23 protein-coding genes are annotated in these 24,422 nt (G+C 65.2%); 8 read left to right on the forward strand and 15 right to left on the reverse strand.

Annotation, left to right across the window (positions count from 1 at the left end; genetic code table 11):
* Window positions 1–70: 70 nt before the first annotated feature.
* A complete protein-coding gene (locus C404_RS31925; RefSeq protein WP_031328721.1) occupies window positions 71–2,218 on the forward strand; it encodes an ATP-dependent helicase in 2,148 nt (715 codons plus the stop codon).
* A 6-nt stretch (window positions 2,219–2,224) separates the two neighbouring features.
* On the opposite strand, the gene mdtD is transcribed toward C404_RS31925, so the two are convergent.
* Window positions 2,225–3,661 (reverse strand): multidrug transporter subunit MdtD, encoded by a 1,437-nt coding sequence (mdtD, locus tag C404_RS31930; protein ID WP_031328722.1) that lies wholly within the window; start codon window positions 3,659–3,661, stop codon window positions 2,225–2,227.
* Between the two features lie 188 nt (window positions 3,662–3,849).
* Between mdtD and fumC the strand changes: the two genes are divergently transcribed.
* Window positions 3,850–5,235: a class II fumarate hydratase gene (gene fumC / locus C404_RS31935; RefSeq protein WP_021192746.1), complete on the forward strand. Its 1,386-nt coding sequence runs from the start codon at window positions 3,850–3,852 to the stop codon at window positions 5,233–5,235.
* 36 nt (window positions 5,236–5,271) lie between these two features.
* Here the strand turns inward: fumC and C404_RS31940 are convergent, their stop codons facing one another.
* The 7 genes from C404_RS31940 to C404_RS31970 form a co-directional block, all read right to left on the reverse strand.
* Window positions 5,272–6,570 carry a sensor histidine kinase gene (locus C404_RS31940; RefSeq protein ID WP_052027459.1) on the reverse strand — a complete coding sequence of 433 codons (1,299 nt, stop codon included), beginning with the start codon at window positions 6,568–6,570 and terminating at the stop codon, window positions 5,272–5,274.
* A complete protein-coding gene (gene cqsA, locus C404_RS31945; RefSeq protein WP_021192748.1) occupies window positions 6,567–7,856 on the reverse strand; it encodes an alpha-hydroxyketone-type quorum-sensing autoinducer synthase in 1,290 nt (429 codons plus the stop codon). The genes C404_RS31940 and cqsA overlap by 4 nt, the downstream gene beginning before the upstream one ends.
* Before the next feature lie 214 nt (window positions 7,857–8,070).
* Window positions 8,071–8,490 (reverse strand): adenosylmethionine decarboxylase, encoded by a 420-nt coding sequence (gene speD / locus C404_RS31950; protein WP_021192749.1) that lies wholly within the window; start codon window positions 8,488–8,490, stop codon window positions 8,071–8,073.
* A complete protein-coding gene (locus tag C404_RS31955; protein ID WP_021192750.1) occupies window positions 8,487–8,672 on the reverse strand; it encodes a hypothetical protein in 186 nt (61 codons plus the stop codon). The genes speD and C404_RS31955 overlap by 4 nt, the downstream gene beginning before the upstream one ends.
* Window positions 8,669–10,120 carry a DUF4178 domain-containing protein gene (locus C404_RS31960; protein WP_031328725.1) on the reverse strand — a complete coding sequence of 484 codons (1,452 nt, stop codon included), beginning with the start codon at window positions 10,118–10,120 and terminating at the stop codon, window positions 8,669–8,671. The genes C404_RS31955 and C404_RS31960 overlap by 4 nt, the downstream gene beginning before the upstream one ends.
* Window positions 10,121–10,208: 88 nt before the next feature.
* Window positions 10,209–11,264: an SPFH domain-containing protein gene (locus tag C404_RS31965; protein WP_021192752.1), complete on the reverse strand. Its 1,056-nt coding sequence runs from the start codon at window positions 11,262–11,264 to the stop codon at window positions 10,209–10,211.
* A 38-nt stretch (window positions 11,265–11,302) separates the two neighbouring features.
* Window positions 11,303–11,701 (reverse strand): DUF350 domain-containing protein, encoded by a 399-nt coding sequence (locus tag C404_RS31970; protein WP_021192753.1) that lies wholly within the window; start codon window positions 11,699–11,701, stop codon window positions 11,303–11,305.
* A gap of 186 nt (window positions 11,702–11,887) precedes the next feature.
* Between C404_RS31970 and C404_RS31975 the strand changes: the two genes are divergently transcribed.
* Both C404_RS31975 and C404_RS31980 read left to right on the forward strand, forming a co-directional pair.
* Window positions 11,888–13,465: a polyamine aminopropyltransferase gene (locus tag C404_RS31975; protein ID WP_021192754.1), complete on the forward strand. Its 1,578-nt coding sequence runs from the start codon at window positions 11,888–11,890 to the stop codon at window positions 13,463–13,465.
* Window positions 13,465–15,087, forward strand: coding sequence for an NAD(P)/FAD-dependent oxidoreductase (locus C404_RS31980; protein ID WP_021192755.1), 1,623 nt, complete (start codon window positions 13,465–13,467; stop codon window positions 15,085–15,087). Before C404_RS31975 ends, C404_RS31980 begins: the two co-directional genes overlap by 1 nt.
* A 15-nt stretch (window positions 15,088–15,102) precedes the next feature.
* Here the strand turns inward: C404_RS31980 and C404_RS31985 are convergent, their stop codons facing one another.
* Window positions 15,103–15,819, reverse strand: coding sequence for a dienelactone hydrolase family protein (locus C404_RS31985; RefSeq protein ID WP_021192756.1), 717 nt, complete (start codon window positions 15,817–15,819; stop codon window positions 15,103–15,105).
* Window positions 15,820–16,035: 216 nt separating this feature from the next.
* Here C404_RS31985 and C404_RS31990 point away from each other — a divergent pair, with 216 nt between their 5' ends.
* The 4 genes from C404_RS31990 (at window position 16,036) to C404_RS32005 (ending at window position 17,933) form a co-directional block, all read left to right on the forward strand.
* Window positions 16,036–16,410, forward strand: coding sequence for a GIY-YIG nuclease family protein (locus C404_RS31990; protein WP_021192757.1), 375 nt, complete (start codon window positions 16,036–16,038; stop codon window positions 16,408–16,410).
* On the forward strand, window positions 16,407–16,841 hold the full coding sequence (locus C404_RS31995; RefSeq protein WP_021192758.1) for a hypothetical protein: 435 nt from the start codon (window positions 16,407–16,409) through the stop codon (window positions 16,839–16,841). Before C404_RS31990 ends, C404_RS31995 begins: the two co-directional genes overlap by 4 nt.
* Window positions 16,842–16,920: 79 nt before the next feature.
* Window positions 16,921–17,283 carry a DUF1304 domain-containing protein gene (locus tag C404_RS32000; protein ID WP_031328726.1) on the forward strand — a complete coding sequence of 121 codons (363 nt, stop codon included), beginning with the start codon at window positions 16,921–16,923 and terminating at the stop codon, window positions 17,281–17,283.
* A 170-nt stretch (window positions 17,284–17,453) separates the two neighbouring features.
* Entirely contained in the window at window positions 17,454–17,933 is a 480-nt protein-coding gene (locus C404_RS32005; RefSeq protein WP_021192760.1) for a YbhB/YbcL family Raf kinase inhibitor-like protein, read from the forward strand.
* Window positions 17,934–17,936: 3 nt separating this feature from the next.
* On the opposite strand, the gene C404_RS32010 is transcribed toward C404_RS32005, so the two are convergent.
* The 6 genes from C404_RS32010 to C404_RS32035 all read right to left on the reverse strand — a co-directional run bounded on the left by C404_RS32010 (window position 17,937) and on the right by C404_RS32035 (window position 24,280).
* Window positions 17,937–18,461 (reverse strand): hypothetical protein, encoded by a 525-nt coding sequence (locus tag C404_RS32010; protein WP_021192761.1) that lies wholly within the window; start codon window positions 18,459–18,461, stop codon window positions 17,937–17,939.
* A gap of 74 nt (window positions 18,462–18,535) precedes the next feature.
* Window positions 18,536–19,321: a hypothetical protein gene (locus C404_RS32015; protein ID WP_031328727.1), complete on the reverse strand. Its 786-nt coding sequence runs from the start codon at window positions 19,319–19,321 to the stop codon at window positions 18,536–18,538.
* A 130-nt stretch (window positions 19,322–19,451) separates the two neighbouring features.
* Window positions 19,452–20,342 carry an NmrA family NAD(P)-binding protein gene (locus C404_RS32020; RefSeq protein ID WP_021192763.1) on the reverse strand — a complete coding sequence of 297 codons (891 nt, stop codon included), beginning with the start codon at window positions 20,340–20,342 and terminating at the stop codon, window positions 19,452–19,454.
* A gap of 105 nt (window positions 20,343–20,447) precedes the next feature.
* Window positions 20,448–21,347: an AraC family transcriptional regulator gene (locus C404_RS32025; RefSeq protein ID WP_021192764.1), complete on the reverse strand. Its 900-nt coding sequence runs from the start codon at window positions 21,345–21,347 to the stop codon at window positions 20,448–20,450.
* A 71-nt stretch (window positions 21,348–21,418) separates the two neighbouring features.
* Window positions 21,419–22,582 (reverse strand): alkane 1-monooxygenase, encoded by a 1,164-nt coding sequence (locus C404_RS32030; RefSeq protein ID WP_021192765.1) that lies wholly within the window; start codon window positions 22,580–22,582, stop codon window positions 21,419–21,421.
* A gap of 405 nt (window positions 22,583–22,987) precedes the next feature.
* The gene (locus C404_RS32035) at window positions 22,988–24,280 is read right to left on the reverse strand and encodes a glycerate kinase type-2 family protein (protein WP_021192766.1); all 1,293 of its coding nucleotides are present in this window, start codon (window positions 24,278–24,280) and stop codon (window positions 22,988–22,990) included.
* Between the last annotated feature and the right edge of the window lie 142 nt (window positions 24,281–24,422).

Consider the following 24,422-nt stretch of genomic DNA (forward strand, 5'->3'; position numbering starts at 1 on the left):
TTCTCGCTTTTGATCAGCGGGCAGCACGGTGCTGTATATTTATACAGTTATTTTCTGTGACGCCCCCGCCGTGCTTTCCGCTTCTCCCAACCCTGATATCGCCAATGACCCGGGTATCCCGAGTTACCTGGCCCAACTGAACGACCAGCAGCGCCAGGCGGTCGAGTTCGGCATTTCCGGGGCGGCAGCGGCGGAAACCGGCCCGCTACTTGTGCTGGCCGGTGCGGGGTCGGGTAAGACGCACACGCTGGGCTGGCGCGTCGCGCATCTGGTCGCCAACGGGGCGGATCCGCAACGCATCCTGCTGCTGACGTTCTCGCGCCGGGCTGCGAGCGAGTTATCCAACCGCGCCGGCCACCTGCTGGCGCGTGCCATGCACGGCGAACGCTCCAACAGCGTGCTAAACGCAGCCGGCACGTCGTACAAAACCACCCTGCCTTGGGCCGGCACCTTCCACGGCATCGGCGCGCGCCTGCTGCGCGAATACGCCGAGCGCGTCGGCCTCGCCCCCGATTTCACCATCCACGACCGCAGCGATTCCGCCGACCTGCTCAACGTCGTACGCCACGAGCTGAACCTGTCGACCAAGGAGCGCCGCTTCCCGCTCAAGCAGACCTGCCTGGCGATCTACTCGCGCGCCATCAATGCGGAGAGCCCGCTCAACGCTGTGCTCAAGCACCACTTCCCGTGGTGCGCGATGTGGGAAGCGCAACTACGCACACTGTTCGACGCCTATGTCGAAGCCAAGCAAGCGCAGCACGTGCTCGACTACGACGACCTGCTGCTCTACTGGCACGCGATGGTGTCCGATGCCGAACTGGCAGGCGAAATCGGCGCGCGCTTCGACCACATCCTCGTCGACGAATACCAGGACACCAACCGGCTGCAGTCGTCCATCCTGCGGGTGCTGCGCCCCGACGGCCGTGGCGTAACGGTGGTGGGCGACGATGCGCAGTCGATCTACGCGTTTCGTGCGGCGACGGTGCGCAATATCCTCGACTTCCCGCGCCACTTCACGCGGCCGGCGCACACGGTGCTGCTGGAACGCAACTACCGCTCGACGCAACCGATTCTCGATGCGTCGAATGGTGTGATGCGCTTCGCCACGGAACGCTTCGCCAAGACGCTGTGGACGGATCGTGCGTCGACGCATCGACCGCGTTTGATCTCGGTACGCGATGAAGCCGAGCAGGCGCGCTGCGTGGCCGAGCAGGTGCTGCATCAGCGTGAAGGCGGCTTGGCGTTGAAATCGCAAGCGGTGCTGTTCCGCACCGCAAGCCACAGCGCGCCGCTGGAGATCGAACTCACGCGCCGCAACATCCCCTTCGTGAAATACGGCGGGCTGAAGTTTCTGGAAGCGGCACACGTGAAGGATGTGCTCTCGGTGCTGCGCTGGGCCGAGAACCCGCGCAACCGTATCGCCGGGTTTCGCGTGATCCAGCTGCTGCCGGGTGCCGGCCCTGCCACCGCCGCACGCGTGCTCGACGCCATGGCTGAAGCGGTGGACCCAATTGCAGCGCTGCTCGCCTACGAGCCCCCCGCCCGCCTGGCCGGCGACTGGGCCGCGCTGATGGCGCTCATGCAGCTGCTGCGCGCGCCCAAGGACAGCGTGGCATGGGCCAGCGAACTCGAAGCCGTGGGCACCTGGTACACGCCGCACATGGAACGCCTGCACGACGATGCTGCCGTACGCCAGGGCGATCTGGACCAGCTCGCCCGCATGGCCGCCACCTACGCCACGCGCGAGCGCTTCCTGACCGAGATGACACTCGACCCGCCCGAGCTGACCAGCGATGAATCCGGCGCCCCGTACCGCGATGAGGACTACCTGATCCTCTCCACTATTCACTCGTCAAAGGGCCAGGAGTGGAAGGCGGTGTACGTGCTCAACGCCGTGGACGGCTGCATGCCTGCCGACCTGGGCGCCGGTTCGCATGACGAATTGGAAGAAGAGCGCCGCCTGCTCTATGTGGCCATGACGCGTGCGCGCGAGCATCTGGACATCCTGGTGCCGCAGCGCTTCTATGTTACGCAGCAGACGCCCAATGGCGACCGCCACATCTACGCCTCGCGCACGCGCTTCATCCCGCCAGCATTGCTGCCGCTGTTTGAGGCGTGCGCCTGGCCGCCGCCCGAGCCCGGTGTGGACCTTGCAGCCGAGGCCCGCGCCGCCGCCAAGGTGGATCTCAGCAAGAAGATGCGCGGCTACTGGAAGTAGACCGCGTTATTCGACATCGACTTCGGCGCGCTTGAGTACCTGCGCGGGCTCTGCGTGCGAAAGCTGCGCGAAGATCCATGCCGCCGCCGCAGTCATGAAACCGACGCACACGAAGGTCTTGTGGAAGGCCGCCAGTGTGTCGCGCCCTTCCGGCCCACCGGTAAAGTCGGTAAAGCCCGTGAGCAGCGCACCCGCTGCGGCCACCCCCAGGCTCATCGACAACATCATCACCATGGAAAGCATGCTGTTGCCCGAGCTGGCATGCGGCCCACTCAGGTCTTTGAGCGTGAGCGTGTTCATGGCAGTGAACTGCATCGAGTTGAACGTGCCAAACAGCGCCAACTGCACGATGCGCAGCCACACCGGTACGTCAGGCGTCATCACCGCAAAACTGGCCATCGTCAGGCCCACCATGAGCGTGTTGGTGAACAGCATGCGGCGATAGCCAAAGCGCTTGATGGCCCAGGTGCCCAACGGTTTGGCCGCCATGCCGGCCGCGGCCACCGGCACCATCATCAAGCCGGCCTGCAGCGGTGAATACCCCAGACTCACCTGCAACAGCAGCGGGATCAGGAACGGCATCCCACCGGTACCGATGCGGGCGAACAGGTTACCGAGAATGCCGATCGAGAAGCTCGGAATGGCAAACAGCGAGCGCGGAAACAGCGGCCCCGCCTTACCCTCAACCGTGCGCCCCGCATGCAGCCAATACGCGGTGAGCGCCGCCAGCCCGAAGATCAGCAGCACCAACACCGTCGCATGCTGAAAGCCCAACCCCGATAGCCCGTCGAGCGAGAACGACACCGCCGCCATGCCAAACGCGAGCATGGCGTAGCCGGTCCAATCGAATCGGCTGTCGTCGTCTGCGCGCACATCGGGCATGACCTTGAGCGTGACGAGCGCACCAGCCAGGCCCACCGGAATGTTGATCAGGAAGATCCAGTGCCACGACACCGCCTCCACCAGCCAGCCACCCAGCGTGGGGCCGATCAGCGGGCCGATCAGCCCCGGAATGGTGACGAAGCTCATGGCCGGCAGAAACTGCTCGCGCGGCACCACGCGCAATACTGTCAGCCGCCCGACCGGCATCAGCAATGCACCGCCCACGCCCTGCACCACGCGCGAGGCAATCAGCATGTTCAGGCTGCGCGACTCCGCGCACAGCAGCGAGCCGATGGTGAACAGGAAGATGGCCGCAAAAAACATGCGCCGCGTGCCGAAGCGGTCAGCCAGCCAGCCCGAGGCGGGCATCAGCATGGCGGTCGTCAGCGTGTAGGCAATGATGACCGACTGCATCTTCAGCGGGCTTTCCGACAGGCTGCGCGCCGTGGCCGGCAATGCCGTATTGACGATGCTGGAATCCAGCGTCTGCATGAAGAGACCAACCGCCACCAGCCAGAGCAAGGGTTGGAGGGATTTATCGACGGAAACGGAGGTGGACATGGCAGGCGGGGGCAGCAGACTTCGTACGGCGCCGAATTGCACGACAAGGCGACATTGTGGCGTGTGCGGCGCTGGCCCGCAAACCACGCAATGTGCCGGTCACCCTACAGCAAACGCGGGCACTAGGACCAAACCCCGCCGCCTATACTGGTGGGCGTTCGTCCCAGTCACCCTCATGCAGACCTGCCATGACCACCCGTACCGAACGCGACACCTTTGGCCCCATTGAAGTCCCCGCCAAACATCTGTGGGGCGCGCAGACGCAGCGCTCTCTGCAGAACTTCGACATTGCGGGCGACCGCATGCCGCGCGAGCTGATCGACGCGCTGGCCCGCATCAAGCGCGCAAGCGCCGCCGTCAACCACCGCCTGGGGCTGCTGCCGGCCGAGAAGGCCAACGCCATCATCGCCGCTGCAGATGAAGTCATCGCGGGCAAGCACCCGAACGAATTCCCGCTGGTGGTCTGGCAGACCGGCTCCGGCACGCAGAGCAACATGAACATGAACGAGGTGCTTGCCAACCGCGCCAGCGAACTGCTGGGCGGCGAGCGCGGCGAGGGCCGCCTCGTGCACCCGAACGACGACGTCAACCGCAGCCAGTCGTCCAACGACGTGTTCCCGACGGCGATGCACGTGGCGGCTGTTACCGCCATCACGCGGCACCTGATTCCGTCGCTGCGCACGCTGCGCGAAACGCTTGCCAAAAAGGCGGCGGACTTCGACAGCATCATCAAGATCGGCCGCACGCACCTGCAGGATGCGACGCCGCTCACGCTCGGCCAGGAGTTCTCCGGCTATGTCGCCCAACTGCAGCACAACGAAACGCACCTGAACGCGGCGCTGCCGCACCTGTGCGAGCTGGCGCTGGGCGGCACGGCAGTGGGCACCGGCCTGAACGCGCCGGCCGGCTACGCCGAACAGGTGGCCGCCGAGCTGGCTAACCTGACCGGCCTGCCCTTCATCACCTCGCCCAACAAGTTCGAGACCATGGCCTCCGCCGATGGTCTGGTGCACGCACATGGCACGTTGAAAACGCTGGCCGCCAGCCTCACCAAGATCGCCAACGACATCCGCTGGCTGGCGAGCGGCCCGCGCAGCGGCCTGGGGGAAATCTCCATCCCCGAGAACGAACCGGGCTCCTCGATCATGCCCGGCAAGGTCAACCCCACGCAGAGCGAAGCCGTGACGATGCTGTGCGCGCAGGTGTTCGGCAACGATGTCGCGGTCAACATTGGCGGTGCATCCGGCAACTTCGAACTGAACGTGTTCCGCCCGATGATTGCCTACAACTTCCTGCACAGCACGCGCCTGCTGGCCGACGGCATGCGCAGCTTCAACGACCACTGCGCCGTAGGCATCGAGCCCAACCGTGCCCGCATCGACGAACTTGTGCAGCGCTCGCTGATGCTGGTGACGGCACTCAACCCGCACATCGGCTACGACAAATCGGCGCAGATCGCCAAGAAGGCACACAAGGAAGGCACGAGCCTGCGCGAGGCCGCGCTGGCACTCGGCTATGTCACGCCCGAGCAGTTTGACGCGTGGGTGCGGCCGGAGAACATGGTCGGCCGGTAATAAGCCGCGGGCTGCCCCGGGCCTGCGTTGACAACCTCAGCGCGGGTTCGGGAAGCGGATGCGAAACTCTGTGTACTCGTGCTCGACGGATTTGCACGAAATGCTGGCGCCCCAGCCGCGCAGCACCTTGCGGCAGAACATCAGGCCGATGCCCGTGCCGCGATGCGCCGGGTAGGAGAAGAACGGCTCGAACATCCGCTTGAGCACGGTCGACGAGATGCCCGAACCGGTATCGCGTACGACAATCTCCACGCCGCGCGACGACTTCTCATAGCTGATGTGCAGATCCCCCTTGCCCACGCGTTGAATGGCCTCCAGCGCGTTCTTGGTCAGGTTGGTGATGATGTGCTCGAACAGGCTCGCGTTGCCGAGCACCCGCACTCCGATGCTCGGTGCAATCGACACCAGCTCCCGCGTCCCAGGCTCAAACGGAAACGCCGCAATGGCTGAGCAGATCGCCTCGTGCGGATCAAACCAGTTGACGCTGACAGTCTGCGGATCCTTTGAATTGGCGACCAGCAGCTCGATGCTGTTGTTGGCACGCACGACATCGGTACGCATGCGTTCGACCGCATGCTGTACTGCCGGCAGGTCTGGGTGATCGGCCGATACCAGCTTGGGCAAGCGGTCCTGAATACCGCGCGCTGTCAGGGCTAGGCTGGCCAGCGGCGTGCGCAACTCATGGGCCACCGTGCCCAACGCCAGCGCCACACCGCGCTGTTTCTGCTCAGCCAGGATCTGGCGGTCCAACTTGATGACGACCAGCACCGCCATGACAAACGCCACCACCGGCACCTGCTCCAGCAGCGCATGCCACGGAAACGCCGCCACTGCGTTGCCTGCCAGCAAGAACAGCCCCGTCGCAGCCACGGCACCACTGATGAGCGAGATCAGTGCAAACGCCGTACTGAAATGGAACAGGATGACGACGGCAATGACCACCGACTCCGCCCACACCATCGTCCCGGCGTTCTCGAGATAGAAGAAGATGAAGGCAAACGGCAGCCCGGCCGTGATGGCAAACAAGGCATAGGCCGGCAGCCACTTGTATTGCGACAGCCGGTTGGCAAACAGCAGCGGGATGAACAGCAGCGTGCAGATGGCGCGCAGCCAGACGTTCTCATACGGCTGCGGAAAAACGACCGACCAGATCACGAAGTACAACGGGTGGCCGAGCACGCCCAGCGCCCCCACGAAGCGGATGCGGCGCAGCCGCGCCGCGCTCTCTTCGTCAAGCAGTGCCGCGCTCGTCAACGAGGTCGCGAGGTACTGCCAGACGCGGGCCGGCCAGCGACCCGGATTGTCTGCGGGGACTCCACCCACTGTGTTCGTCATGCGTTCGCCAAACATGCATTGAGTTGAACGGCGGCTGCAGGTCTTCGCATCCGGCGCGTGGACGCCCAATCGTCCAGCCCCACCCGATCACGAATCTCTGCCAGGACACCAAGCAGCCGCCCGATCTCTGCGGGCGTGAGCTTGGCATGCAGCGTCAGGCGCACCAACGCCCGGTTTCTGGGCGTAGCCGGCGCACAGAATACCGCACCAAAGATGCCGTGGGCCTGCAATGCGTCGCGCAGCACCTTGACCTGCGGCTCGGGCCCCGCCTCCAGCCCGATGATCTGCTCGGTGCCGTCACTGATGTTGTAGCCCAGCGCGGCGATACCTGCGCGCACAGAGCGGGTGATGGCATGCAGACTCTCGCGGCGAGCCTCCGCCGCACCAATGAAATCCGCCGCGGCCTCGAACCAGGCCAGTTCGTGCCGCAGCAACCCCGAACTGAAAATGGCTGGGCGAGCCTCTACGGCAAAGAAATCCTTGAACAGGCCACTGCAGGCAACAAACCCGGCACGGCCGGCAAACGTCTTGGCCAATGACGCCGTACGAAAGTGCACACGGCGCTCCAGCCCCAGTTGCACCACCAGACCCGCCCCGCCCGGCCCGTGCGTGCCCAGGGAGTGGGATTCATCCACCACGATGACCGAGCCGCTGGCCTCGGCCGCCACCACCAGCGCCGTCAACGGCGCCACGCTGCCGGTGGTGCTGTAGACGGAATCCACCACGATGATGCCGGGGCCGGTCCGCTCCAGTTGCCGGTTCAGATGGTCTACGTCGTTATGGCGAAACGGCACCGGTACCGCGCCCGCCGCGGTGATGCCCTCCCACAGCGAGGCGTGCGCGGCCATATCGATATAGACGGGCACGCCTGGTCCTGCAATGCACTGGATCAGCCCGACATTCGCGGCCCAGCCGGATTGGGCGATCAAGCCGGCCTCGGCGCGCATCATGGCAGCCAGCCGGGCTTCCACCCGGCTCTGCGGCGTATCACCGTGCTGGAACACGGCTGACATGAGCAGTTCGTGCTCGTGCCCGAGCAGTGCGCGCGCCTGCGCACGTACCAATTCCCGCTCGCCAAGCAGGCATAGGTAGTCGTTGCTGTTCAGGAACAGGGCATCGGGCCCGGGCGTGCGGCCGTGGAGCAGGTGGTCTCCGCCCCAGAGCTTGCCCATGCGATCGTCATAGTGGCGCCGCATGCGAACAGCAATCCAGTCCGGCAACGCCGGCGCGGCAGGAGAAGGTGTGGGGAGCAGTGCAGAAGAGACGTGCGTTGGCAGCGTGGTCATGGAGGCCTCGTCGGGTTGGTAATGGAAAGACCAAACACCGGTGGCCTTGCATCGACCACCGGGATGCAATCCGAACAACCATCATGGCACGTCAGTGCGTGCGCATTTCATCTACAACGAAGCGCCCGCCAGCGCTGATTCAGGACGATGGCGGCCAAGCCCACTGCCTGCTTGAAGCGCGGGCCGGAAACGATATTGGATTAAACCAAATGTATTAAGCGGGTGCGCAACCGCGCTGCGCGACACGTACGTCAACACGCTCCGGTGCCAGCGCACGTTCAAACACGGCGCGCGCACCATGCGTTGTGCCGGTGCCGCACATGAAGGCATCAATGGCAGCAAACCCGTGCTCGGGCCACGTGTGGATCGACAAGTGTGACTCCGCCAGCAAGAGGACACCGGTCACACCACCCTGCTCACCGGCGGACGCGCCCACACGCAGCGAATCGAAACGATGGAGATGCGCATGAAGAATGGTGGCGCCCAGCGCGGCGGCGGCCTCGCGCAGCGCGGCCTCCAATGCCTGCGCATCGCGCAGCAGCACGGGCGCCACGCCATACAGATCGAGCAGCAGATGCTCGCCCACTGCAGCAGAGGTTGCGGCAGCGTGCGGCGTCGCGTCCGTGCGCGTCACTTGTGGCCCCCGCTGAAGCCGCCACCGTAACCGCTACCGCCGGACGAGCCGCCCCAGTACGAAGACCCGCTGGTGCTGCTGCCATACGACGGCGTGCGCGGCGCCGCAAAACCGGCTCTCCAGTCCATGACCGTTGCGCCAATCACCACGCACACGGCGTACAGCACGAACCAGCCTTTCATTCCCCTCCCCCGACCTTGGCGACCAGCCATGCCGGCACGATCAGCATCAGCGCTGCAAAGAACGTGATCACAAACACCGAACCCGGCGCCATGAAGAACGGCACCAGATTCAGCAAGCCGAGCAGCACGCAGGACACCACGGCCACCGTCATGTAGCCCGAGGCCGAAACGTCCTTGACCGGTTCGGCGACCACCTTGCCGAACCACGCCTTGATCTGCGCGGCGCTGACAGGGGTGCTCTTAGACCAGCTCAGTTCATGCGCATCGCTCTCTGCGGCAAGGCTTTCCTGGCCGGCCGTGTATTCGACCACGCGGGTCTGGTCGCCGGCCTGCACGCGCCAGTTGAAGGCGCCGGCAGCGTAGGTCACGCGTGCGGTGTAGTCCTCGTCGCGGGTGTACTGCGTGTTGCCCAGCGTGGCCTTGCGGCCGTCGGTCTGCGTGGGCCAGCGGTCGAGCACGTTGGCGCGGAACCAGCCGTCATCGGTCTCCACCATCCACGTGAAGCCACGCTTGGGGGTGTACAGCAGGTATTCGAACCACTCGCCGCCGCCGTCGACCACTGTGCGACGCATCACGCCAATCACCTGCCACTGCTGGCCGTCGATCAGCGCCTTGTCGCCCAACTCCAATGTGGTGACAACCTGCGGCACCGACCGGGCGCGAGCGATGATCTCGCCGCGCGGTGTGGCGGCATCGATGGCCGCCCCGCAACCGGGGCACAGCACGTGCCCGGTCACGCCGGGGCTGAACGGGATCGACGTGCCGCACTGCGGGCAGTCGAGGTTGGTGAGCTTGCGGGGGACGCGGCCGGCGGTTTCCTTGATCTCGGCGTCGGTGCGCAGGAGTTGGCACTTGAGCGCTTCGAGCGTGGTGGCCTCGCCCAGGTAGAGCGTGGGCGCCGTACCGTCGGAATAGTCGAGCGTGATGAAGGCGTCTTCGCGGCGGCCATCGGCCACGCGCGCATGCCAGCCCTCACCCACGCGGAAGGGCAACTCACCCTGGCCGCCGGTGCAATCGGCCTCGCGCACATCGGACAGCGTGAACTGCTTGCCGTCAGCATCGTAGAGCTGGCCAGGGCGCAACGTTTCGAACGCCACGGCGTTGCGCGGCACGCCACGCGAGAAGGTCATGGTGACCTGGCCCGAAGCCTCGGCCAGCCAGCCGTCGGTGCTGTCGTCAAACAGCACGTACCACTCGTTCCAGAAGCCCGCGTCGTAGCGCAACTGGATGCGCCCCACGACGGTGAAGGCCTTGTTCTTATAGCGCCCGGTGGTGCCGATCTGCACGCGCGCGTAGTCCTCCAGCACGGCAGACATCTTGCCGATGTCGGACAGCGTTTCGCCGTCGCGCAGCAGTGTGCTCTTGCAGAAGCTGCACACCGTCATCACGGCAGCGGCGGACTTCAGTTCCACCGGCGCGCCACACGCCGGGCAGTTGGCATGAAACATGGTCGGGTCGTTCGATTGCACAGCAAAACGGGCGGCTAAAAGGGCACAGCCCCTTCGCCGCCCGGTTATTCGATCAGCAAGGCTGCGCTCAGCCCCCGGTCAGCGCCTTGAGCACGGCGGCCTTGCCGGCATCAAAGTCGGCCTGGGTGATGAGGCCCTTGTCGAGCAGATCCTTGAGCTTGGTCAGGCGTGCGGTGGGGTCGTCGGCAGCCGGAGCGACCGGTGCGGCGGCAGCCGGTTGCGCGGCAGCGGGGGTAGCCGATCCGGCACCGGCACCGCCCTGCACAGCGGTGCGCAGGCTCTCGGCCATCGTCTGGCCCATTGCCAGGCCTGCCGCCAGACCCGCGCCCGTGCCAGCGATGCCACCTTCGTTCTGCGCAGCCAGCGGCAGCGATTCGGCCGCCTGATACTGCGTGAAGCGCCCCATGTCGCCGGTCATGTCCATGCTGATGCGGCGGTCCATCGCGGCCTGCAGTTCGTCCGGCAGCGTGACGCTGGAGACCTGGAAGCTGTCGAGCGCCAGGCCGTACTGCGTGAACTGCGGCGCCAGGGTCTCGCGCACTTTGTTCGACATCAGCGTCTGGTTGGCGGCCAGGTCCAGGAACGGCACACCGGATTCGCCAAACGCCGTGGCCATGGCGCCCATGATGACGGGGCCAAGCTGGGCTTCAACTTCGTCGACGGTATAGATGTCGCGCGTGCCGCTCACCTGCTGGTAAAACTGTTTCGGATCGGCCACGTGGTACGCATACACGCCAAAGGCGCGCAGGCGGATCATGCCGAAATCCTTGTCGCGCACCGTCACCGGTTGCGGCGTGCCCCAGCGGCGACCGAGCTGCTGGCGCGTGCTGAAGTAGTAGACGTCGGACTTGAAGGGGGACTCGAACAGCTTGTCCCAGTTCTTCAGGTAGGTCAGGACGGGCAGCGTCTGCGTGGTCAGCTTGAAGGTGCCGGCACCGAACACATCGGCAATCTGGCCTTCGTTGACGAACATCGCCATCTGCGAGTCGCGCACGACCAGGGTGCCGCCGTTCTGGATTTCCATGTCCTGCATGGGATAGCGCCAGGCGAGTACGCCGTCTTCGCTCTCCGTCCACTGCAGGATGTCAATAAACTGCTTTTTGATAAAGCTGGACAGGCTCACAGGAAACTCCTTCGCGATGATTCGCGGTGCAGGAACAATCAGGACAGGCAGGCAGCGTTGATCACACCAACGGCCAGTGCGCTCACGCCGAACAGCATACCGGCGGCGATGTTGTTGTGCTCGATCTGCAAGCGGTAGTCAGGCATCAGGCGCGTGAGCACCACGAAGACAATCAACTGCACGACAGACGCCATCACCGACCAGAACAGGAACGGCATCAGGCCATCGGCGTGCGTGATGCTGGACGCAATGGTCAGCACGAAGCCGAGCAGCGCACCGGCCAGCGACAGCGCTGCAGAGACGTTGCCTTCACGGATCAGCTTGAACTCGTCGTACGGCGTCAGACGCAGGTAGACAAAGAAGAAACCAGCAAACACCACAGCACCCGCCAGCAGGTGCGAGGCATAGGCGATCACGGAAGCGGTCATATCGGGCATGGGCAGAAGGCAATCAGCCTGGGCAGTGCGCAAGTGGCGCCACTATAGCGGCTGATGCGCCGCTTGCGTACCCCCCGATGTTGCCCTGCACAGCTGGCTCGCCGCGCAAGAAAAAAGGCGGCACAATCGCGCTCGCATTTGCGCCAGCCGTTTGTTAACGCACGATCATCTTTCCCCTGCCTTCGCATGTCCACGCCGCAGCCTGACGCCACCTACGAACCTACGCAACCGGCCGGCCGCGGCAACGCCTTGCTGGTCCTCGCCGTGTTCGTGGTCGCCTCATGCGGGCTGGCTTACGAACTGATTGCCGGGGCATTGGCTTCGTACCTGCTGGGCGATTCGATCCTGCAGTTCTCCTCCATCATCGGCGCCTACCTGTTTGCGATGGGCATCGGTTCGTGGCTCTCGCGCTACGTGGCGGACGATGCGTTGCTCGCCCGCTTTGTCGATCTGGAACTGCTGGTTGGGTTGTTTGGCGGCGTCTCGGCGGCGGCGCTGTTTGTCTTGTTTGCGGTGGAGTCAGCACCGTTCCGGTTGGTGCTGTACGCGCTGGTGACGGTCATCGGCGTGCTGGTCGGCATGGAGATTCCGCTGGTGATGCGCATGCTGCATCGCCGGCAAGCCAAATTCTCGGACCTAGTCAGCCGCGTGCTGACGTTCGATTACCTGGGCGCGCTGGCCGTGTCGCTGCTGTTTCCGCTGGTGCTTGCGCCGCGCCTAGGGCTGGTGCGCACGGGCTTCCTGTTCGGGCTGCTCAACACGGCGATTGCGGTCTGGACGCTCTGGCACTTTCGCGCAGAACTGGCGCTCACCGCCCGCATGCGCAGTGCGATGGCATGGCGTGCGGGCGCTGTCGCTGCCGCGCTGCTGGCGGGCTTTGCCGCATCAGACAAGCTCACGCACTGGTCTGAACGCGCGCTCTTTGGCGACGAGATCATCCATGCGATTTCATCACCGTATCAACGGCTGGTGGTGACGCGCTGGAAGGATGATCTGCGCTTGTACATCAACGGCAACCTGCAGTTCTCCTCGCGCGACGAATACCGCTATCACGAGGCGCTGGTGCTGCCCGCGCTGGAATCGGTGCGTGGTGCGCGGCGCGTGCTGGTGCTGGGCGGCGGCGATGGCCTCGCACTGCGGCAGATCCTGAAGTACCCGCAAGTCGAGCACGTCACCCTGGTCGATCTGGACCCGCGCATGATCAACCTGTTCTCGCATGCGGAGGCGCTGGTTGCGCTCAACCAGCATGCGTTCAGCGATCCGCGCGTGACGGTGGTCAATGCGGATGCTGGGCAATGGCTGCAGACCGCCCCCGACATGTTCGACGTGGCCATCGTCGATTTTCCGGACCCGTCCAACTTCAGCATCGGCAAGCTGTATTCGGTGCCGTTCTACCGGCTGCTGTCGCGGCACGTGGCGGATACGGGCTTAGTCGTCATTCAGGCCACCTCGCCCTACTTCGCGCCACGCTCGTACTGGTGCGTGGATGCGACCTTGAAGGAAGCCGGCTACCGCACGTGGCCGTATCACGCGCTGGTGCCGTCGTTTGGCGAATGGGGCTTCATCCTCGCCGCGCCGGGCCGGGCGGATTTCCAGCCGCCCACGTCGTACCGCGTGCCGACGCGCTTTCTGGATGCCGACACCACGCACCAGATGTTCAGCTTCGCGCCCGACATGCCGCGCCCGCAGGTGGAGCCCAACCGGCTGAACAACCAGTCGCTGGTGCGGTACTTTGAAGAAGACTGGCACGGCGTGCTGCGCTGATGGCAACGCGACGCAGTTTCCTGATCGGCGCCGCTGCGGCAGGTGTGGCTGCGGCCGGGGCCGCCTCCTGGGCCGGCTTTCGCGCGCTGACCGAGATCACGCCCAACGTGCGCATGCCCGGCCAGGCCGCTGGCCATCAGTTGCGCGACCTCAAGGCACTACCTGCCCCGTCGGAGACACGCCGCGTGGGCGTTGTCATCTGCGGCAGCGGCATCGGCGGATTGAGCTGCGCCTGGCGCTTGGCGAAAAGCGGCCGGCGCGACGTGGTGGTCGTGGAAGGCCCGGAGCGCTACGGCAATGCCGCTGGCGGTGCATTCGGCACGCAACGCTTCCCGACAGGCGCGCATTACCTGCCGCTGCCGTCGATGGAGTCAACACACGTACGCGAAATGCTGTCGGACTTCGGCGTGATCGAACGCAATCCGTTTGCGCTGCGTCCGACCTACGACGAACGCGTGCTCGTGCATGCCCCCGATGAACGCCTGTGGCTGGGCAACCGCTGGCAAGACGGCTTTGTGCCGCACGAAGGCATTACCGAGGCCGAGCGTGCCGAGCACACCCGCTTCTTCGCGCAGATCGACCGCCTGCGTCAAACCACCGGCAACGACGGCCGCCGTATCTTCGCCGTGCCGACCGCGCTCTCCTCCGCCGACCCGGCCTGGCGTGCGCTCGATACGCTCACCTTTCGCGACTGGCTGCACCGCGAGGGCTACCAGGCCGCCACGCTGCACTGGTATGCCGACTACTGTTGCCGCGACGACTACGGCGCCAAGGCGGATCACGTGTCCGCCTGGGCCGGCATCGCTTACTTTGCCAGCCGTGGCGGCATGGCCAGCAATGCGGAACAGGGCACCGTGCTCACCTGGCCGGAAGGGCTGGACTGGATGGCCGAACGCCTGTTCGAGGCCGCCGGCCTGAACGATGCCGGCCGCCTGCTTACGGGCAGCGCCGCACGCATCGGCAGGACCAACGAAGACGGCGCACGCGTCTATGCCGACGTGCTGCAAGCCGATGGCCGCGTGGTGCGTCTGCTGGCCGACCACGTGGTGAGCGCGATGCCGCTGCATGTTGCCAAGCACGTCGTCGAAGGCTTTGACGTGCCGGCCGCCGAATTGCCCGAAACCGCACCGTGGCTGCTTGCCAATCTGCTGATCGAAGGCTTTCCGCCCGAGTACGACGACACGCCGCTCGCGTGGGACAACGTGGTCTATCGGGGCACGGGGCTGGGCTATGTGGTGGCCAACCACCAGGACATTCGCGTGGGGCCACCTGCGCAGAGTGTGTTCACGGCCTACGTGGCGCTGTCAGACATGACGCCCAAGGCGGCGCGCGAGTGGATGCTGAACGCATCGCCGCAGGCATTGCTCGACCGCGCGTTGGCTGATCTAGATACGGTGTACGGCATCCGCCTGCGCACGCAGATCCGCCGGGCCGACCTGACCTTGCGCGGGCATGCCATGGCGATTCCCACGCCGGGCTTTCTCTCGCGGCCGGGCATTGCGCGCCTGCGCGAGAACACCGGGCCGATCCACTATGCACATGCGGACCTGTCCGGCTATTCCGTGTTTGAAGAAGCGGCGTGGTGGGGCGATCAGGCGGCGCGGGCCATCCTGGCCGCCTGATGAGGCTGTAGCGCTTTAGCCCTTGTTCGGCCAGAGCGTACGGCCGAAGAACGTCAGTGCACGATCCCACGCGTGCTGCGCCCACACCGGGTCGTACTGCGTGATGGCGATGCGGTTCTCGCCGACGGCCGTTTCGTTGGCGAAGGCGTGATGCGCAAGATAGCGATGGAAGTCGACATCGACGCCGGCGTCCACCAGCTTCTTCTCCAGTGCGTCCACCGTTTCGATCTTGAAGGCGGTGTCTTGCGTGCCCCAGTGGCCCTGCACCGGTACCTTGATCTTCGAGGCATCGATGTATTCCAGCGGCGGGAAGCCGTACCACACCACGCCTGCGGCGGCCTCCGGCACATTACATAGCGCCAGCAGCGTGAGCGCGCCGCCCATGCAGTAGCCCGTCACGCCCACGCGGTCGCAGGTCTGCTTGAGGTATTGCACGGCGCCGCGCACGTCTTGCGTGGCCGCATCGCCAAAGTTCAGGTTGCTCATCAGGTGGTGGGCCTCTTCCTCCTCCACCGTCATGGTGCCGCGATACAGATCGGGCACCAGCGCCACGTAGCCGGCGCGCGCCAGACGGTCGGCCACGCCACGAATCTGGTCGTTCAGGCCCCACCACTCCTGGATGACGACCACCCCGGGGGCGCCCTCCGTTTTGGCCGGCTTGGCCAGATAGCCCTGGAGTTCCTGCCCATCCGGGCGCTTGAACGAGATCATGGATCCTTGCGGTGCAGTCATGCGTGGCTCCTTTGCCTGAAACGAAAGCGCACAGCATAGCCGCGGGCGGTGAAATTTGCAGCCGCCCCCGCAACAGGCCAAGTGTTCGAAAGCACACGCGTCAAACATTTAACCCGGGTATTATTGACCAACCATTATTACCCGGGTAATAATTAGAAGACGACGCCCGCCTATCAACGCAGGCGGCACCACACATGCATCGCACAAGGACCCACCATGACTGACCGACGGGAGCTGAAACGCCAGTACCTGGAGACCCGAAGCCGCGCAGGCGCAGGCTGGGGTGTTTATGCCATCCGCAACCTCATCACCGGCCGGGCGCTGGTCAAGGGCAGCACGAACGCGCAGGGCACGCTCAACCGCCACCAGTTCGAACTGAAGCATGGCACCCATGCCAACGCGCTGCTGCGCAAGGACTGGGCGGACCACGGTGAATCGAGCTTCGTGTTTGAGGTGCTCGATCTGGTCAAGCACCGTGAGGCGCTGGATTTTGATGCGGCGCACGAACTGGAAACGCTGGTCACGCTCTGGCGCCAGGAAGTCCCCTGCCAGGGCGTATCTGGCTACGAAAACGAGGAGCGCGCAGCATGAGCACCGCCGGATTCACGTTCTGCATGGCGGTGCAGCGCGCGCAGGCCAGCCTGCGGCGCAAACTCGACGACAAGCTCGGCACGCACTACGGCATCGACTTCGCTGATTTCGTGCTGCTGGATTGGTTGGCCTCACATGCGGACAGCCATGTCAGCCTTGCAGCATGCGCGCAGCCGCTCGGGCTGCCTCGCCCTGCCGTGCTCAAGCGCGTGCTGGCGTTGGAGAAGATCGGCCTGGTTGCACGCCAAAGCACAGACGCGGGCCGCCAGATTGCCATTCGCCCCGCAGGCAAGACGCTCGCGCACAACGCACGCGAGACCATCGACTGGCTCGGCGGCCAGGCGCTGACGGCAATCGAGCCAGCATCCATCGCCTCGGCAGCAGCGTCGCTGCGCACCTTTGCCAACGCCCGCGCGCTGACGGCGCTCTGATACCCCTCGTCCTGGGAGCAGGCAGGCGGCGCAAAATCTCTATCATGGCGGCACGCTCATTCCTGACATGACAACCGCCATGATCAAAACCCTTGCCCTGATCGTCTACCTGCTGGTGCTGCTGATCCACGTCTACATCGTCGTGCTGGAGATGGTGCTGTGGAAGACACGCGGCCCCAAGGTGTTCCGCATCACGCCCGAGAAGGCGGCGGAAACCGCGGCGATGGCGTCCAACCAGGGCTTGTACAACGGCTTCCTCGTGGCCGCGCTGGTGATCGGGCTGGTGGCGCCCAACCCGGTGGTCAACGCATCGTTCGCGCTGTTTGGATTGATCTGCGTGGCGGTGGCCGGCATCTGGGGCGCAATCACCGTCAGCAAGCGGATTCTCTATGTGCAGACGGTGCCGGCGGTGGCAGCCCTGGTGCTGGGATGGTTTGCCTGAGCGGCGCAAACCCGGCGGTGCTTGTCGGCACCGCCATTGCGCACTAGCTTGAAGGAAGCCACGGGATTCCAATCATGTCGCGCGCAACCTGCCAATGGTGCTTCCTGACGTTGCTACTGGCGGGCGCATGCGGCCATCCCGTCTCCGCTCAAGTGAAAGCGAGAACCGCCATGACGCTCACCCTGACCTCACCCGCCTTTGCCACCGGTGGCGAAATCCCCAGCCACCTCACATGCGAAGGCGCGGATACCTCGCCACCACTGGCCTGGACCGGCGCGCCGGCGGGCACACGCAGCCTGGTGCTGATCGTCGACGACCCGGACGCGCCAGACCCTGCCGCCCCGAAGATGACCTGGGTGCACTGGCTGCTCTACAACATCCCGCCCAGCGCAACGGCCATCGCCGAAGACGCAGCACGCAAGGGGCTGCCACCCGGCACGCGCGCCGGCACCAACGACTGGCAGCGCACCGCGTACGGCGGCCCTTGCCCACCTGTCGGGCGCCATCGCTACTATCACAAGCTCTATGCGCTGAACGTGGAGCTGCCGGAGATGGGCGCCCCCGACAAGGCGGCACTGGAACGCGCCATGCGCGGTCACGTCATCGCAGAGGCGGAGCTCGTCGGTACCTATCAGAAGCACAAGCCCTGAAGATCAGGGCTTGGCAGCCGCGCCCTTGTGGAACAGCGCATACGGCACGCCGCGCTCTGGGTGTGCCGTCGTCTCGTTGATGAAGCGCTCGACATCCGGCACGTCGCGCAGCGCGGTCATGAACGGCTCGAACGCATAGCCCGGCGCCACGCATCCCTGCACGAGCATCCAGCGCTGCCACACCGTCACCCACAGCGTCGTGCTCTGCTTCCAGCCGGGCACGTGAATCGCCATCCACTGCAGGCGCCGCTGCGCTGTCTCGGCAATCTCATCGTCGTAGGCAAACGCATTGGGCAAGCGGCAGCGGCCCTCGACCCAGCAGTGGTTGCCGTGTTCGATACGGTGGTGCGAATCGCGCTTCCACTCGGCCTCGCTGATGCGCGGGCCGGCGGGCTCGGGGCAGTTGGCTACCCCTGACGAAATCTGGAAGAAGGGATCGTGGCCGCGATTCTGCAGATCGTCTTCTGCGTGCGCGGCCAAGGCGAATAACACCAGTCCTAGTGCAATGCAGCGGATGTCGATCGTCATGGCGGCCTCCCTGGCAGACCTGGCGCAATCGGTTGCTGCCAAGCATAGGTCCTGCAGGGCGACGCGGCCAAGGCTTAACTGAACGGGATCTCAAAGATCCACTTCAACGTCCAGCGATCCGTTGCGCGCGTCAGGCCACGCCCAATGCCAAAGTTGAAGACGACGGGCTTGAGGTCGACGTCAAACGCCAGGAACACCGTGTGCTGCTGCTCATGCAGCGGTGCGATGTGGTTGATGGGCCCAAGACCCGCGTAGTACTCCATGCCTGCCCGCACGCCCGTCGTGACCTTGCGAGCGATCTTGAAGCTCGGCGCGGCCTCCGGCACGCCACTGCGGCCCGGGCCGGACAGGTTCCAGTCCAGCACCGGGTTGACCGCCCACAGCCAGCGTTCGTCCTGGTACCCGTAGATGGGCCGCAGCTCCAGTGCGTTCTGCGATTGCTCGAAGCGCCCGGCAACGTGGGCCACCTCCACGTTGACACCGGCAAACTGGCCCACGTCGTCCTCGGGGCGGATCGGCATCCATTTCAGGCGCACCTTGGGGCCTGTTACGTAATACGTGTTCTCGCGTGTGAGCGTGGTCGGCACGTACAACCCAAGCTCCAGCGACGGCGTCAGCCCGTAGGAGAACTCCGCCGTGGCACGCCACCCGTGCGGCGTCGTGACTTCGCCCGGATAGCTGGGCTCGCCGATGCCGCTGGGCGTGGTATTCAGGTGCAGTTCCAGGCCGACTTGTCCGGGGGCATTGATGTCGCCGGTGTAGACCTGAATCTCGTCGGGCAAGACCGCGCGCGCGGGCAGCGCAGCGCCGCCGAGCACAGCCGCCATCCAAACAGCGCGTGTGACACGTCCAACCAGCATGATGACCCCAGGAAATTTCCGAGATCATAGTGGCGCAACGCGCGCTGCGCGGAATAACCGGAAGGCGCAGACAGAAATTCGCATAAGAGGCATTCGCATTTGCAGGCTGCTGGGAATATCTCTTATGCAGCTATCTCGATTTCACATGCGCGGCCAGCATCGCGGTGAATGCATCCGTCAACTCGGTCTTGCCAAAGCGCTGCTCGGACACGCCCTTCTCCACATCGATCTGCCCCGCGTTGACGGCGTCGTACAACTCGGTGAGCAGCTGTGTATGGTTTTCGCTCAAACCGGCCCGTTGCAGCATCGGTGCCCAGGCTTCGCGCGGCACGGCGTCGGCAATGACCTCGCGGCCAACAACAGTGCTGAAGGCGCGTGCAACCTCGATCAGGCTCACGCGGCGTGGCCCCTCCACGCTCACGATACGCGGCGCTTTGGTGGAGGGCACCTCAAGCAGCAACTCGGCAGCCAGCGCGCCCACGTCCTGCGTTGAGACAGTCGCAAGCGCTCGGTCCAACGGACTGTGCAGACTCGGCAGCCGCCCCGTCGCCAGCATCACGGGCAGCATTGCCGCCCAGTTCTGCACATGCTCCGCCGAGCGCAGCAGCGTCAGGTGTGTAGGTAGCGGTTTAAGACGCTCTTCCAGCAGGTGGAACAGGCGCGTCAGGCCGGTGCCCCGGTCAAGTTCCGCACCGTAGTCCGACAACGCCAGCACGGCCGGTGGTGGGTTGGCGCGCAGCGCATCGGCGGCAACGTCGATCATGCGGTGCATGGTCGATGCTGGGTCGGGATTCCCCACCGGCACCGGGCACAGGATCTGCACCGCCGTGGCGCCCTTGATGGCGGAGGCCACCGTGGTGGGATCGGTCAGATCAGCACAGACGATTTCGCAGCCGATCTTGGCCAGCGCTTCGCCCTGCTTGGCCTGGCGCACCACCGCGCGCACAGGGCGACCGGCGTTGCGCAACGCAATGGCCGTGGCACGCCCGACCTTGCCCGATGCCCCAAAAATGACGTACATGCTCGTGCTCCTGTCAGATGAGAGACGCGAGCTTAGGTCGGCCCGGCAATACGCACTTGCAGGAACGGAGGAATCTGGCAGGAATGGAGGATCGGGTTGTGCCGGCTATGCGGCGAGCGTGTCGGCAACGGCCGCCGCAGCCCGGCCTGCCCGCCCTGCCCGAATGACTTCACGCGGCGTCACGCCCAGCAGCCGCTGCATCCACTGCGTCAGGTGGCTCTGGTGCGCAAAGCCGACCTCCAGCGCAATCTGCGATGCGCTGCGCCGGCCCTCCAGCAGCAGCACCTTCGCGCGCTCCACCCGGCGCTGCACGACATACCGATGTACCGGCACACCCAGCGTTGCGCGAAACAGCACCTTGAAATGCGGTGTGCTCAGGCCCGTCAGTGCCGCCAGTTCAGCCAACGTCAGCCGCTGATGCAGATGGGCTTCGACGTAGTCGATCACGCGTGTGGCGATACGGGGGGCCAAGGTGCGCGCGCTGTCGGCCGCAGCGGCGGCAACCTCACGGCTGCTGTTCAGCAAGCGCACCACCAGCGCCGTGCACAGGCTTTCTGCATACAGCGCGTCGGAGGTGTTTTCCGCTTCCAGCTCTGCGCCGAGCGCCGCTGCCAGGTGATGCACGCGCGCATCGCGCCATTGCAGATGCGGCGCGATCTGTGCTGCCGGTGCCCCAACCTGTTCACCGATGCCTCGCACGAACGCATCACTGATGGCGATCCGGAGGATGCGGCAATCGGCATCGTCCGTCCACATGCCGGGCAACCCGGCGGGGATCACGTCCGCATCACCGTGCGCCTGGATGCGGGAATAGCGGCGGCCGTCGCACACGCAGTTCGCCCGGACAGGCGCGCCGATATGCACATTGATGCGGTGCGCTTCCATGGCCGGCACGCGGTACGTTCCCGGGCGGATGCCGAGCAGCGTGGCGGCAAAGCCCTGCCAGCCGAAGCCGTCACTGGATCGCAGGCTGATTGGGGCGGGTTCTCGCAAGGAGGCAGGCATGGCGGTGTTCATGGCGTGGGTAGGCAATCCCGTGATCACCCCGACATTCTGCCGCCAACCCCGTGCGTGCGTCAGGCGCGCGCCGGATACTGCGCCACCACCTGCTCGCGAATCGACGGCTTGATGTTCGCCTGCGACATGTCCCCCTGGTAATGCGCAATCACGCGCGGGTTCATCACGCGAAACCACAGCGGCGGCACATAGGCCAGCAACACCATCGCGGCATAGCCGGCGGGCAATTGCGGTGAATGCTCGAAGTGGCGCAACGCCTGGAACGAACGCGTCGGGTTGGCGTGATGGTCGGCATGGCGCTGCAGTTGATACAGGAACAGGTTCGTCACCACGTGATTGCTGTTCCACGAATGCTGCGGCGTGCAACGTTCGTAGCGGCCACTGGGCAGTTGCTTGCGGCACAGGCCGTAGTGCTCCAGATAGTTCACCACCTCCAGCAATGAAGCCCCGTACACCGCCTGGATCAGCAGGAAAGGCACAGCCTTGATACCGACAAAGGCGATGCACACGGCCCACAGCACCACCGTCATCGCCCAGGCATTGAGCACGTCATTGCGCCACGACCACACCGAATGCCCGTTGCGCTCAAGACGCTGCTTCTCCAGCGCCCAGGCCGATTTGACGCTGCCCACCACGGTGCGCGGCAGAAACTCCCAGAACGACTCACCAAAGCGTGCGCTCGCCGGGTCGGCTGGTGTGGCCACCCGCACGTGGTGGCCGCGGTTGTGCTCGACGAAGAAGTGCCCGTACGCCACCGGTGCCAGCGTGATCTTGGCAAGCCAGCGCTCGAAACCGTTGGTCTTGTGGCCGAGTTCGTGCGCGGTGTTGATCGAAATGCCCGTCACCACGCCCAGTGAAAACGCGAACGCAATGTAGTCGTACCAGGTGAGCTCGTAGGTGTGCAGCACCCACATCGCCACGGCAAAGCTCACGTAGAGCACGGTGGTCGCCAGATAGACGATGCGGCGGTAGTAGCGCTGCTTTTCCAGCTCGGGGACGACCTCTTCGGGCGGGTTGTCCCGGTCGTCGCCAATCAGGTAATCGAGCAGCGGAATGATCGTGAACACGATGACTGGCCCCGCCCACCACAACGGATGCCACCCGGTCGACAGCGCCAGGGCGGCGGCGACCATCGGCAGCGTGATCGTCAGCGCGCCGAGCATCCAGAGATACCGCTTGCTGTCGGTCCATTCCATGGACGCGACGGTGCCGGGTGTTGCCATTGTCTTCCTCCTGGTTGCCCCGCTTGATTCGGTTGGCTTGGAGGCGCTATCAAAACGAAGCGAAGCGGTTCTGGCTAGGCGTGCGGCTGCAGACAGTACAAGTCGTACGGCAAGGCCGCACAACGACGCCAGAATCGTTTTGATAGCGCCTCTCGTGCGCACGTGGGTGCGCCGTCGGGTCATGCCCAACGCCTGTTTTATAGGAGCGACAGAAGGAGCTTGCCAATGTCTCAGTTTAGGCTGGCACTTCCAAACAGGAACGCCCGTGGCATGGCGCGCACGGGCGGGAAAAACGCTGGTGATTGAAACTGGCGTTTTACAAACGATCGTTCGATTTTGGTGCAACGCACACGCACGGACTGCCTGACAAGCGCCTCAGATGGCACATCAGGCAGCACGCTCGTCTTACGCTGCGCCGGTCGGCGTATCGATGATGATGGCGCGGAAATCGTTGACGTTGGTCAGCGTCGGCCCGGTGATGACGGAGTCGCCCAGCGCCTGGAAGAAGCCGTGGCCGTCGTTGTTGTCGAGGCTCTTGCGCGGCTGGATGCCAGCTGCCCATGCACGGGCGAGCGTGTCGGGCGCGATGATGGCGCCGGCAATCTCTTCGGCACCGTCCACGCCGTCGGTGTCACCGGCAATGGCGTGTACGCCGGGCAGCCCGTCCAGCGCCACCGCCAGCGAGAGCAGGAACTCCACGTTGCGCCCACCGCGGCCGCTGCCCGTGACAGTGACGGTCGTCTCGCCGCCCGACAGCAGCACGCACGGCGTCTTGAACGGCTGGCCGCGCTGCACCACCTGACGCGCGATGCCGGCCATCGCCAGGCCCAGGTCGCGCGCCTCGCCTTCCAGGCTGTCACCCAGGATGTACGGCGTGTAGCCTGCTGCCTCTGCCACCTTTGCCGCAGCCTCCAGAGCGATCTGCGGTGCCGTGATGATGCGCGTGGTGATGTTCTGCAGACGTGCGTCGCCCGGCTTGATGCTCTCCGCTTCGTCCTTCGCAAGGAAGGCACGCACGTTGTCGGGCACGGCGATCCGGTAGCGCTCGATGATCGCCAGGGCGTCCGCACGCGTGGTCGGGTCTGCCACCGTGGGGCCGGACGCGATGTCGACCGGGTTGTCGCCCGGCACGTCAGAAATCAGCAGCGTCACCACACGCGCCGGGTGACAGGCCGCCGCCAGCCGCCCGCCCTTGACCTGCGACAGATGGCGCCGCACGCAATTCATCTCGGCAATGTTCGCGCCGCTCTTGAGCAGCGCCGCATTCACGGCCTGCTTGTCGGCCAGGCTGATGCCTTCGCCCGGCGCCACGAGCAGTGCCGAACCACCACCGGAAATCAGTGCGATGACGAGGTCGTCTTCGGTCAGCCCCGACACCAGTTGGCGCACGCGAGCCGTGGCTTCCAGGCCAGCCGCGTCCGGCACCGGGTGTGCCGCCTCGACAATCTCGATGCGCTCGCACGGCACGGCATAACCGTAGCGGGTGACGACCAGCCCTTCGAGTGGCCCCGGCCAATGCGCTTCAAGTGCCTGGGCCATGGCGGCCGATGCCTTGCCCGCACCGATGACAATGGTCCGTCCCTTGGGCGCCGGCGGCAGATGCTGCGCCAGGCAGAGCGACGGCTGGGCGCTGGCCACAGCGGCATCGAACATGGCGCGCAGCAGCGCGGGTTGGTTGGCGGGGGACGTAGGTTGCATGAGAAGCCTCGAGCGGAATGAACAGGTTGGAGGCAGTCTACGGAGCGGCGCGCAAGTCGCCTATTGGAGAATCTTCAAGACCGCCTGAACGCGCAGGCAACCCCTGATGGGGCAACGCTTTGCGGCTGACAAGCGGGGCGCT

The sequence above is a fragment of the Ralstonia sp. AU12-08 genome (genome assembly GCF_000442475.1).
Classification (GTDB): Bacteria; Pseudomonadota; Gammaproteobacteria; order Burkholderiales; family Burkholderiaceae; genus Ralstonia; species Ralstonia insidiosa.